Origin of the sequence: Micromonospora rosaria (assembly GCF_001567585.1) — a bacterium.
Lineage (GTDB): Bacteria > Actinomycetota > Actinomycetes > Mycobacteriales > Micromonosporaceae > Micromonospora > Micromonospora rosaria.
In genome coordinates this window covers 65,520-78,142 of record NZ_LRQV01000009.1, presented here as the reverse complement: position 1 = coordinate 78,142, position 12,623 = coordinate 65,520, and the positions used below count along the sequence as shown (strand labels likewise).

Annotated in this window: 5 protein-coding genes and 1 tRNA gene; 2 read left to right on the top strand and 4 right to left on the bottom strand. The window is 75.5% G+C overall.

The features are described from left to right. Nucleotides 1-65: 65 nt before the first annotated feature. Together AWW66_RS04900 and AWW66_RS04895 are read left to right on the top strand one after the other, a co-directional pair. Nucleotides 66-137 (top strand) — tRNA-Arg (locus AWW66_RS04900). 217 nt (nt 138-354) lie between these two features. Then, nucleotides 355-1,815: an MFS transporter gene (locus AWW66_RS04895; RefSeq protein WP_067360313.1), complete on the top strand. Its 1,461-nt coding sequence runs from the start codon at nt 355-357 to the stop codon at nt 1,813-1,815. Here AWW66_RS04895 and AWW66_RS04890 read toward each other — a convergent pair. From AWW66_RS04890 to ligD, 4 genes are all read right to left on the bottom strand, one after another. After that, nucleotides 1,807-6,867 (bottom strand): ATP-binding protein, encoded by a 5,061-nt coding sequence (locus tag AWW66_RS04890; RefSeq protein WP_067360311.1) that lies wholly within the window; start codon nt 6,865-6,867, stop codon nt 1,807-1,809. The genes AWW66_RS04895 and AWW66_RS04890 overlap by 9 nt on opposite strands. Continuing rightward, nucleotides 6,867-10,022 (bottom strand): hypothetical protein, encoded by a 3,156-nt coding sequence (locus AWW66_RS04885; protein WP_067360309.1) that lies wholly within the window; start codon nt 10,020-10,022, stop codon nt 6,867-6,869. Before AWW66_RS04885 ends, AWW66_RS04890 begins: the two co-directional genes overlap by 1 nt. Before the next feature lie 4 nt (nt 10,023-10,026). Continuing rightward, a complete protein-coding gene (locus tag AWW66_RS04880; RefSeq protein ID WP_067360308.1) occupies nt 10,027-10,890 on the bottom strand; it encodes a hypothetical protein in 864 nt (287 codons plus the stop codon). Between the two features lie 553 nt (nt 10,891-11,443). Then, nucleotides 11,444-12,418 carry a non-homologous end-joining DNA ligase gene (gene ligD / locus AWW66_RS04875; RefSeq protein ID WP_067360306.1) on the bottom strand — a complete coding sequence of 325 codons (975 nt, stop codon included), beginning with the start codon at nt 12,416-12,418 and terminating at the stop codon, nt 11,444-11,446. Nucleotides 12,419-12,623: the final 205 nt, after the last annotated feature.

Here is a 12,623-nt window from a genome sequence, read left to right as displayed (position 1 = left end):
CGTCGATCACGGGATACCGATTCGGCGATCCGGGGGGCGGTTTGCTAGTCTTCTCCCGTCGCTGAGCCCCCGTAGCTCAGGGGATAGAGCACCGCCCTCCGGAGGCGGGGGCGCAGGTTCGAATCCTGCCGGGGGCACATCGCAGATTCATAGAATGTCGCCCCGGCGCTCGCGCCGGGGCGTTTTCGCATGTCGGCGCGGACCGTCCCGCTGAGCCGACCCCCGCCGGGCCGTCACGAGCCGCCGCCCTGCCGACTCCGCCGAAATCGCATCGCGCTTCTTCGCGCCACTCCAGTACATTGTTCACGCAACTTAACGTTGGTAAGTTACCTTCTCAATGTTCAGGAGCGTTGCGTGGCTACCTCCGCTCGGCACTGGTGGGTCCTGGCGACAGCGGGATCGGCGCAGTTGATGGTGGTGCTGGATGCCACCGTCGTGACCATCGCCCTGCCCTCGGTCCAGCGGGACCTGGGCTTGGCCGACGCCTCCCGAAGCGCGGTGGTCACCGCCTACGCGTTGGCGTTCGGCGGGTTGCTGCTGCTCGGCGGACGCATCGCCGACACGGTCGGGGCGCGCCGGGCCTTCGTGGCCGGGCTGGTCGGATTCGCGCTGGCCAGCGCGCTCGCCGGGCTGGCCCCCACCCCGGGGCTGCTGTTCGCCGGTCGGGCCGCCCAGGGCGGGTGCGCCGCCCTGCTGGCACCGGCTGCCCTGGCGATCATCTCGGCGGCGTTCACCGAGCCCCGGCAGCGGGGCATCGCGTTCGGCATCTACGGCGCGCTCACCGGGGCGGGGGCGGTGCTCGGCCTGCTCCTCGGTGGGGCGCTGACCCAGTACCTCGACTGGCGCTGGTGCCTTCTGGTCAACATCCCGATCGCGGCCATCACGCTGATCGGGGCCGCCACCGTGATCCCGGCACATTCCGGCCGCCGGGTACGGCTCGATCTCGCGGGCGCCGCCACCAGCGCGGCCGGCATGACCGCTCTGGTCTTCGCCCTCACCGAGGTCCCGAACCGGGGTTGGGTCGACGCACTCGTGCTCACCCCGCTGGCGGTCGGCGCGCTGATGCTGGTGCTGTTCGCCGTCGGGCAACGGACGGTCGCGCAGCCCCTGCTGCCGCTCACCGTGCTGCTGGACCGGGTCCGGGGCGGCGCGTTGCTCGCGATCGGGCTGCCGCAGGTCGCGCTCTTCGGGTTCTTCCTGGTGCTCACGTACTGGTTCCAGCAGCTCCTCGGTTACTCACCGGTCCGCGCCGGGCTGGCGTTCCTGCCCCTCGCCCTGGCGATCGCGGTCGGATCGACGCTGATCGCCGGTCTGCTCGCGGCGCGACTGACGACGCGCGCCCTGGTCGTCCCCGCCCTCGTCGTGATGGCCGCCGGGATGGTGCTGCTGGTCGGCCTCACGCCCGGCACGCCGGGGCTCTACCTCACCCGGATGCTGCCGGCGGAGATCCTGATCGGTCTGGGTCTCGGCTGCGCGATCACCCCGGCGGTCGCCGCCGCGACCAGCGGTGTCGGCGGTGGGGACACCGGCGCGGCGTCGGCCGCCGTCAACGCGGTGACCCAACTCGGCGGCTCGATCGGCACCGCGCTGCTCAACACCGTGGCCGCCACCGCCGCTGCGGCGGCGCTGCGGGCGGCACCCGACCGGACCACCGAGGCCGACGCCACCGTCGCGGGTTTCGACGCCGCCCTGCTGACCGCTGTGGCGGTCCTCGTCCTGGCGGCCGGCGTCGTCGCCCTGGTCATGCCCGGCGGTCGCCGGTCGGGACCGGCACCCGACGTCAGGCCGGGCCGACGTCCCGCCGCCTCAGCGTGACCGCAGTCGGCGGACCGCGCCGGTCAGGCGGGACCGGGCGTGGGCGAGTCGCTGGGCGTCCCAGTCGGCCCGGGCCAGCGGGTCGGCGAGCCGCCGGTCGACGCCCTCCGCCCAGCCGGCCAGCACCACCGCCAGGGCCGGGTCCTGCTCCGCGATCTCGTGCAGCACCCGGAGCCGGCGGAAGGAGAGCCGGTCGACCACGCCCGTGGTGGCCGTACCGATCGTGGCCGCGACCTCCTCGGTGCGCCCCAGCACCGACGCGACGGCGAGGGTCTCGAACAGCGAGCTGCCCCCGCCCTGCGGAGCCGCGAGGAACCGCTCGGTCGCCGCCGCCAGCGGACGCCGCCGCCAGTCACTGTGCGGCAGGTGGTGCAACCCCCAGACGACCGAGGCGGCATGGGCCAGGTTTGGCGCGACCGGTGGCGCCGCCCGGGCCGTCACCGCGAAGCCGGCCAGACGCAGGACGTGGCAGACGTGCCCGATCTCCGTCCACTGGGTCCGTTCGTCCAGGACCACGGAGCTGCCCAGGTGGTCGTCCACGGCCGTATTGATCGCCGCCGCCAGGTCGTCGGCGTGCCGGGGCGCGTGGTCCAGCACCAGTTCCAGCAGGACACACGCCCGGCGCAGGCCCACGTGCCGGACCACGTGGGCGGGCTCGAACCCGCCGAGCGCCTCCACCAGGGCGGCACAGCCGGCCTGGTCGCCGAGGTCGTGCAGCGTCCCGGCCAGTTCGACGGCGGGACCGAGGTCGCGGGTGAGCCCCGCCCGCACCCGGGTCGACAACCGCCCCCGGTCGATCTCCCGCACCGCCCGGTCGGCCCAGCTCGTGTTCCAGATCACCAGCGTCCGCAGGATGTCCCGCAGCGCCGCCGGGCTGCCGGTGATGCGGACGAGTTGCAGCCGGACGTCGAAGACCGTGGACGTCCAGGAGGCGTCCGGGTGGGTGGCGACGACGCCGATCGCGGCGAGGTGGCGGGCCGCCGCGTACTGCACGGCCGGCGCCTGGAGGGCCTGCAGGTCGGAGAGGAAGACCCGACGCAGCACCTCGTCCTCCCGGAGGTGCTCGTACAGGTCGCGGCCGAGGCCGTCCTCGACCCGTTCGAGGGCGCTGAGCAGGCCGGCGCCGGCGGTGGGCGAGTCGAACATCGCCCGCCGGGTCTTGTCGACCAGCAGGCTCTCCTCCTCGTCGTCGTCGCGGCGCACGACCCGGTCCGCCAGCGCGCCCACCATCGACCGCACCCGCGCCGGGTCGATGTCGCGCAGGATGCTCAGCGCCTGGGTCAACTGCTCGCCGTTGCCGGTGCGGGCCAGCCGGCTCACCCACGCGTGGCGCTCCCCCATGGAGCGGTCGGCGGCGGCGACCAGGTCCCGGCCGCCCTGGTGCTGGTCGGCGTCGGCGAGGGTCCGGGCCACCTCGCGGCAACACTCGGCGGCGGCCAGCAACGGGGCCGCCGCGATCGGGCGGAGGAAGGCGCTCATGGTGAACTCACGGCCGTACTGCGCCGCGGCGGCCGGGTACAGGGCCCGGCCGAGCCGGTGGAACTCCGCCTGCGCCTCCGGGGACGCGAAGGGCCCCATCCCGTCGAGCACGGTCCGCACCGGGATCCGGGCCCGCAGCCGGACGAGGAAGTCCGGCCCGATCTCCGGGTCGGCGCCGACCTGGAGGGCGAGCCGGGGGCCCCAGGGCTTGTGACCGCCGGAGATGGCCTCCGCGACGGCGTCCAGCACCGCGTCGAGCAGCGACCGGCGGAACGGCACCTGCGCTTCCCACAGGCCTTTGAGCAGGTAGTACTTGACGGAGGGCCGGGGGTCCCTGATGAGCAGCCGCAGGGCGTTCTCCTCGCCGAGCTGCTCCCCGAACAGTCGCGCGAACCCGTGCGAGTGCACCATGTAGATGTCGTCCACCGCGTGCGCCGCGGAGAGCAGCATCCCGGCGCCCTTGGCGTCGGCCAGCTCCATCACCCGCCGCGCGAGCAGGTCGGCCAGCTCACTGTCCGGCGTCTCGGACCGCAGGCTCGAGTAGAGCAGCGAATGCGCGGCCCGCAGGTACACCGCGCTGACGCTGCGGACGAGGTCCGCCGCCTCCATCGGCGAGGCGTCCCGGAGCATCGTGCGGACCCCGTCGAGGAACGGGTACCGCTGCTCCGTCCGACGCCGGGCGTCCTGCCTGGACACCCGCTTGAACAGTTCGACGGCGTAGAGCGGGCCGAAGGCCCGCAGCTCGTCCACGGCGCGGGTGAAGTCGGCGATCGTGGTGTGCCGCAACGCGGTGGTGAACCGGTTCTCGTACGTCTCGAGCAGCAGGTCCCAGTCGTCGCGGCGCAGGTACCGGCGCAGGATGAGCCAGCCGAGCACGACCGGGAACCCGACGTCGTTCGGTGGCTCCGCGTCGAGCACCGCCTGGACCGCCGGCTCCTGCTCGACGGGGAAGGTCAACTGGTCCCACCGCAGCGTCCGCTCGGCCCGTGCCTGGAGACTGCGCACCCGCCGGATCAGGTAGTAGTCGTCGGCGCGGGACGGCTGGACGCCCGGCAGCACCTCCACCACCCGCTCGACCACGAGCCGCCGCAGCTCGGGATCGTGGAAGGACTCGGCCCGGCGCAGCAACTGGAACCGCTCGTCCGGGGTGCCGGAGCCGGCGCTCAGCGCGTCGGCGACCTGGTCGTGGATCCAGCCGCTGATCGCCGACCACTGCGGCCTGATCTCGGACAGGTACGACCGCAGGCACCGCAGCACGACGAGCAGTTCGCCGATCACGAACCGCTCGGTACGCTGCGGCAGCCGCTCCGTCAGCCGCGCCACCACCCGCCGGACGACCTGGTCGCCGAGCCCGACGTGCAGCGAGGTCAGCAGCTCGGCCAGCCGCGCCGAGTGCACCTGCTCGATCCACTGCGGCAACGAACCGTCCCGCCAGGTGTGGTCGACCAGTTCGGCGCAGAGCGGGCTGCGGTACAGCCGCACGCCGCGCAGGCAGGTGACCACCTCGCCGGAGCCGTCCCGCATCAGCTCGGCCAGGTCGGGCTGCATCAGCTCGACCATCAGCGCGTCCCGCGCGCCGAGGGACCGCCGACGGGTCCCGCGCGCCGGCTCCCCGTCCACCGGCTGGAGCTCGCGGTACCCCTTCAGCAGCGCCCGGCAGTCCTCGGGGCCGGGTATCCGGAACCGGCGGCCGGTGAAGTCGGTCTCGATCCCGAAGGCGGCCCGGGTGTCCGGGTCGAGACCGGCGATCGACGTCTCGGCGACGCCCCACCGCGCCAGGCTCCAGGCCGCCGTCACCGCGACCGCCCGGCGCTCCGCCTCGTCCAGCGCCCGGAGGCGGGCGACCAGCGGGGCGTCGCCGGTCTCCGGCTCGGTCTGCGCCGCCCCGGTCTCCGGGTCGCCGCTCCTGAGCATGGCCCGGAGCAGCCGGCGCAGGTCCCGGGGTGGCCGGGGCCGGTCCAGTTCCGCCAGGCCCCGTTCCCGGTCCAGCAGGTCCGGGTGCCGCTCGGAGAGCCACACCACGAACTCCCGTAGCGCCTGCGGACCGACCACGGCGGTGACCACGTTGACCGAGTTGGTCTGCCACTCCTCGACGGAGTTGACGTCGTACTGGAGGACGGCCAGCACGGACGTGCTCAGGTTCCGCGCGAGGTGGGACAGGAGTTCGTCGACGTTGCCGTCGCCGACCGGGTACAGCTCTTCGAGGACGAGCAGGCGGCGCTGGTCCGGTGCCGCCTCGTCCATGCCGAGCGCGTGCCGGCCGACCCGCACGGCCAGTTGCCGGTTCGGCAGCTCGTGGGTGGTGCTGGCGACGACCCGGACCAGCGGGGGACGACGCTGGGCGGCGAGCTTGGCCGCCAGGCGGCGGACGATGACGCTCTTGCCGCTGCCCCGGGTGCCACCGAGCACCGCGACCCGGTTCCGGCCCTGGTGGAACATCCGGTACAGCGAATTGACCTGGGCGACGTCCGTCTCGGGGACGAGCAGGTTCGTCGGGGCCTGCGTCCAGTCCACCGGCACCCAGCCCAGCCGCAGCAGCTCAGCCCTGTGCTGTCCGCGCTGCCAGGCCGTCCACGCGCCGCCCCACACCAGCAGTGCCGCGCCGGCCAGGTCGCAGTCGTGCTCCGGGGCGGTCGACGAGGTGCCGTCGGCCCGGGTCAGCAGCCAGCCCTGCCCGGTCGGGACGAGCAGGTCGTACTCCAGGTGGGCCAGGGCCCCGACGCAGGCCGTGATCTCCGCGTCGGCCAGCGGGCGGAAGACGCCGTCGGCGTCGCACTCCCCCACGGCCACCAGGTTCGCGGCGGGCCCGGCCAGCCCGGCGACCCGACCCAGCGCCCGCAGGGCCGCCAGCAACCCGAGCCGTTGCGGCGCGGCCGGTCCGGCCGGCCACAGGAAGCCGCCGTCGAGCGTGCCGTCGATCTCCTCGGCCGCCAGCGACTCGAACTCGGCCAGCGCCCGACGCACCGCCGCCCGCACCGGGGCCGGGTCCGGGGCCAGCTCGGCGGCCGGCCGGAACATCGGGTGCGCGGCGGCGGGCGCGTCGCCCGGCCAGAGCGTGCCGGCCACGACGTCACCGTCCGCCGTCACCAGCGGCAGGGTCGGGTGTCCGGGCCGCTCCGGGGTACCCCGGCCGACCGGTCGCAGGTCGTCGCCGAACGCGAGCAGGTCGAGCACCGTCTCCTCGCCGAGGAGGCCCGCCACCTCGGTCGCCGCCGCACCGCCCGCGCCGCCGTCGGGGCCCGCCGAGCCGTCCGGGCCGGCGGATTCGTCGGGGTCGGTGGGGACTTCGGGGTCGGCGGATTCGTCGGGGACGGTGGAGGTGGCGGGGGTGGTCGCCGCGTTCAGCACCGCCGACAGTCCCGAGGTCCCGTCGGCGACCAGCCGGCCGGGGATGCCCGTTCGGCGGCCCCGCAGCGCCGCGCCGATCCGGCCCAGGTCCTCGTCGCGCAGCAGCCGTACCTGCTCGCGCAGCGGCCCGGTCGGCGGTTCCTCCCCGGTGGCCGTGGCCTGCAACAACAGCAGGTACGCGAGGGCCAGGTCGCGGTCCTGCTCCGGGTTCGTCCGAGGGTCCATCAGGTCGGGTCCACCTCCCCGGTCGGGTCGCCGTCCGCCTCGTTGGCGGTGGTCAGCGCGACGGCCGCCAGCCCGTCCGGCGTCGCGACCACCAGGGTGCCGCCGGCCAGTCCGCTGCCGACCGGGGCGGCGTCCAGCGGCCAGCGGTCGCCCGGCCCCGGCCGCGTCGCGTCGTGCAGCTCGATCCAGCCGGACCGGGCGTCGGACCCGCCGCCGACCACCACCCACCGCTCGTCCACCGCGACGCAGCGGACGGCCCCGGTCCGCTGCCGCCGGGGCACCGTCCGGCCGCCCGCCGGCAGGTTCAGTCCGCCGTCGGTGCCGACGACCACGCAGGCGCCCCCGTCACGGGCGGCGGCCAGCAGCAGCGGGGCGCTCCCCGGGCCGACCGGGGAGGGCTGCCGGCCGCCGGCCGCCGAGAGGTTCCAGCGCCAGCTGCGACCACCGATGTCCACCAGCCACAGCACCGGTTCCTCGGCGACCCCGGCGAGGTCCGCCGCGACGATCTCGGCGGGCAGCGCGCAGTGCCGCACGGCCGACCCGGCGACCACGTCGACGACCCGCACGGCCTGGCCGTCCACGCACGCGACCAGGCCGCTCGGGTGCGTCACCGCGACGGTCGCCGGGCCGAGGGTCCGTGGGGGCTCGTGGGCCGCCGGCCCCCAGCAGCGCACGTCCCGGTCGGCCCGGACCGCGACGGTGACCAGGCCGGCCACGGTCAGCGCGGCGGAGACGCCGGTCACCGGGGCGCCGTCCCCGGCCACCGGCGGCCACTGCGGCACCGGTGCCCCGCTGGTGCCGTCCCACCAGGCCACCGTCCCGTCGTCGTGCGCGGTGACGAGGTACGCCCCGGCCGGGCCGGCGAGCGCCATCCGGGTCACCGGCGCGCGGTGGCCGGCCGCCGCCACCCGGACCGCCCAGCGGCACTGCGGGGTGCCGGGCCCGCCCGCCGCCCCGGCCGTGGCGGCCAGCCGGTCCAGGCCGTACCGCCGGGCCAGCAACCCCAGCAGGAACGCCCGGTCCGGCCGGTCGGCCCGGACCGGTACGCCCGCCCAGGTGGCGACGCGTCGTTGCCCGTCGGGTCGGCCACGCACGGCGCGCAGGCTCCGGGTGACCTCGGCGGGCGGCGCGGCCAGCAGCAGGTTCGCGTCGTCGAGCAGGTCGGCGTAGCGGCCGTGCGCCTGCGCCGCCGCGCCGAGCAGGATCGCCGCCAGGCCGGGGTGCACCCCGTCCCACCCCGCCCCGTACCGGTCCCGGGCCGCGTCGACCAGGTCCCGGACGAAACGGTCACCGGTCGCGGAGAGGTCCACGGCACGGGCCGCGAAGCGGGGTCGCCAGGCGCGCTCGCCCTGGTCGCCGCGCCGCTGCGCGAGAAAGGCCGAGGCGCGGGTGGCGAGGTCACCCACCTCCTCCCCGGAGCAGGGCGTCCCGGACGCCCGGCGGGCGACGCCGGCCCAGATCGACTCGGGCAGCCAGCCCTCGACCGAGTACGCGCAGGCCGCCGCGAGGCACTCCACGAGGTGGTCGGCGTGCCGGCCGGCGGCACCGGCGGCCACCGGGGTCATCGCCGACCGGCACGACGCCTCCAGTACCCGGTTGGCGGCGAGGTCCGCCGCCTCGTGTGCCGCCCGGAGCGGCCGGCCGGCCCGGCGGACCTCCCGGAGCAGGGTGTCGACCGCCGTCGCGGCGGCGGAGAAGCTACCCAGGCAGGTGTCCGCCAGCTCGGTCGCCACCCGGGTCACCTCCCGGCGGGCGGTGGCACCGGCGGCGGTCAGCCCGTACTCCAGGCGCAGCAGGACGTACCGCGCCACCACGGACGCCTCGTCGTCGGCGGCGACCGCCACCCGCTCGACGCCCTCGAACGCCGCCGGGTCGGCGTCGGGGACGACGACCAGCCGGACGGTCCCGGTCCCGGCCAGGGGCAGCAGCAGCTGACCGGTCAGGGCGGCCGGGTCCGCCGCCCGGTCCAGGTTGTCGACCAGCACCGCCGGCCGGTGGCCGAGGGCGGCGACCCGCCCGACCAGCTCCGTCGCGGTGCCGGCGGGCAGGTCGAGCCGGCGGGCCAGCTCGGTGGCGGCCTGCGCGACGGTCAGCCCCGCGACGTCGAACCCGACGACGGCGAGGTCGGTCTCCGGCAGGTACCCCTGGCGGGCGACGACCGGCATCGCGTCGCGCAACTCCTGCGTCGCGGTGGTCAGCAGCCGCGCCAGCACGGCCGTCCGGCCGGTGCCGCGCGCGCCGGTCAGCAGCAGCACCGGCGGGTCCGCCGGCCCCCCGGTCAGGTGGCGCACCAGCCGTCGGAGGACGGCGTCCCGACCGGTGAAGTACCAGCCGCCCTCGTCCGGGCCGGTGACGCCCCGAGCCGGGGCGCTCCACCGGCGCTCGATCCAGTCCGGCACCGTGGCCGGCATGTACCGGGGGTTCGGCAACGCCCGGCAGCCACCGGCCTGGTACCCGGCCGCGACCCAGGGGACCTGCTCGGGCTGGGGGCCGCGCATCAGCTTCGCCGCCGCGTCGGTGGTGGTGCTCGGGTCGAGGTACTCGTCGCGCGGGTTCGCCCTGGCCGCAGCGTGCAGCGCCGCGGTGAACGCGGTGGCGAAGGCCAACTGGGCGGCCTCGTCCGTCCGGCGCGCCGAGGCCAGCACCCACACCCCCGTCGTCGCCCCGGTCTCCAGCGACATGTCGAACGACTCGGCCAGGGCCTCCCGCGCGCCGTCACCGGCGAAACACGCGTCGAGGACGAGCACCACCTGCGCGACGTTCGTGCCGGCGGCGAGCACCGGCGTCAGCAGGTCGATCGGTTCGATCCAGTTCCGGGGCCGTTCCCGGTTCGGCTCGGCCGGGACCAGCCGCCAGCCGATCCCCGGGAACGGTCCACCGTGGCCGGTGCAGTACAGGACGAGGGTCGCCGGCTCCTGCCCCTCGGCCTCGGGGTCGTGCTCCTGCGCCCACAGCGTGAGCCGGTCGGCGAGGTCCCGGTGGGTGAGGTCGGTTTCCTCGCGAAAGAGTTCGACGAGGCCGAGCCCGGCCAGCGTCGTCCGCATCGTCCGGGCCTCGCCGGGTACGTGGTCGAGGTCGGCGAACTCCCCGTTGCGGAAGGGGCCGTCGGCGGAGTACGTCGACACCGCCGAGATGGCGAAGTAGCCGCGCGGCACCGGATCACCCCCGTTCGCGTAACGCCGTCTTCATCGCGGTGGAGGTGTGCACGTTCTGGAGGTAGACCGTGGCGCTGTGCGCGGTCCGCCGCGAGTTGCTGGCCAGCCGGTCGGTGATCGGCCCGACGAAGAGACCGTCCAGCGTCTTCACCGTCGCCACCGCGTCCTCCCGGGCCGCCACGTTCACCCAGGTCTGCACGCCGGGCCAGGGCGGCAGGGTGGCCCCGAGGTCGGGGTGCAGCGCCTTGCGGATGCCCCGGAAGCCGAGCGGCGAGCCGATGGTGACCAGGGTCGGCACCGTCGGCGTCGACTGCCGGCACAGCCAGTCGTACGCGACGACCGAGCCCAGCGAGTGGGCCACCAGTACCCGGGGCTTGGCCCGCATCGCCTCGGTCAGCTCCGCCAGCACCCGCTCCCGGAAGTCCGCGTCGCCGAGGTACCGGCCGACCTGCTTGACCAGGCGGATGACGACGCCGGACGCCCCGTCGAAGATGCCGTGGCGCTCGATCCGCCGGACCGCCCCCTGGACCCGCTCCGGCGCCCAGAGCTTGGTCGGCGCGGCGGGCTCGGGGCGCTCGGCCTCCTCGTCGGCCGTGGCGTCCGCGATGGCCGTGGCGTCCGCGATGGCCAGGAACAGTTCCCGCTCCAGCGTGGTGTCGAGGTCGGCGGGCCGGTACGCGGCGTCGAGCCCGGCCTTCCCGTCGTTGTAGAGATGGCCGTAGTACGCGCACTCCACCTCGACCTCGTCCGCCCGCCCGGCGCGGACGTTCTGCAGGCCGCGCACGATCGCCGACCGCCAGTCGTCCTGCATCTGCTGCCGGGACCGGCGGTTCATGAAGATGCCGTGCACAGCCACGATGTCGGTCACGCGACAAGCCCCTTCACAGCAGCGACGCCACGGTCTTCCTTACCGATGGCACGGTCTTTCTCGCCGATGGCACGGTCGGTTTCGCCGATGGCACGGATCACGAGGTTTCGGGACGGGACCGAACTGTAGCGCACCCCCGGTAGCCCCGCCCCGGATCGGATTCCGCCGGGCCGGCGGGTCGCCCGACGACCGGCCGCCCGACGCGGGGACCAGCCGGTCAGGACGCTCCTGGTCGTCCCGGCGGTGCACCGGACCGGCACCGCGCCGGGTGGTGTCGAGGATGGACCGGAATACGTCCGACGCATCGACGGTGGGCGCTCGGAGTGTGCCCGGAAAACCGATCTGAACTGCGCCGACCGCACCGGGAAAAGCCCGCCGTCGGTACGGGAGTCGGCGTCGACGGTGCCGCCCCACCGGGACCGCGCCGCGCCCGTCCACTCCGGGACGGGAGGCGGTTCGCCGAAACCGTCGCCGGCGGACCGGGACGAACGGTACCCGTCAATGGCGGATTTCCGACACCGCCGACATCCGCCGGGCGGCGGGCCACCGTCGGTCAGGTGGCGTCCGGCCCGGCGGCGGCGCGCTTCGCGCGAGCCCGGCGGCGGCCCTCGTGCATGGCCTGGACCCGGGCCACCGGGATGGTGTGCCCCTCGGCGACCAGGTCGGCGGGGAGCCGCTGCGGCGCGGGCAGCGCGGCGGCCCACGCATCGGCGGCCCCGAGCAGCGCCGGGACGGTACGGATGGTGAAGTCGGCCGGGGCGACGGCGGTCAGGTCGGCCCAGGCGACCGGGAACGACACCGGCACGCCCGGCCGCAGCCGGGGGCTGTACGCGGCGACCACGGTCGCCCCACCGGCCCGGGTGGAATCCACGAAGACCCGCCCGCCCCGGTCCTCGCGGATGAAGGCCGTGGTGGCGAGGGCGGGGTCCAGGCGCGCGGCGCGGGCGGCCAGCGCCCGGGTGGCGGCGGCCGTGTCCGCCGGGTCGACGCCCGCCTCGACCGGTACGACGACGTGCAGGCCCTTGGCCCCGCTGGTCTTGACCGCGCCGGTCAGGCCGGTGTCGGCCAGCGCCCGGCGGACCAGGTCGGCGGCGGCGACCGCCGCCGGGAAGGAGTCCCCCTCCGGCGGGTCGAGGTCGAGCACCAGGTGGGTGGGGCGGTACGGGTCGTCGACGGTGGTCAGGGTGGGGTGGTACTCCACCGCCCGCTGGTTGGCGAACCAGAGCAGGGTACGGCGGTCGTCGCAGAGCGCGTACGAGATCTCCCGGCGCGACGCCTCGGCCCACACCGGGGTACGGCGTACCCAGTCCGGGGTGTACCTCGGCAGGTTCTTCTGCATGAAGGGCGGCTGGCCGGGGCGGACCCGGACCACCGACAGCGGCCGGCCGCGCAGGTGCGGCAGGATCCGGTCCCGGACGGCGTCGAGGTAGTCGACCAGGTCCCGTTTGGTGGCGTCGGCGCCGTCGAACAGCGGCTGGTCCAGGTTGGTCAGCGGTACCCCGTCCCGGGTCTCGTCGGCGCCGGTCATCCACCCACCCTGACCGCTGCCGGCCCGGCGGTCAACGAGGCGCGGCCGGTGGAAGGCGGCGGACCGGCGGGACGCCCTCCACATTGCCAGTGTTGCCAAAATCGTGTCAAGCTATTGGCAATATGAATGACGTCCGGCGCGTCCCGCGCACGGCGGGACGGCCGGTGCCCTCGGCCCTCGGCCCTCGGCCCTCCGCGCGTCGCAA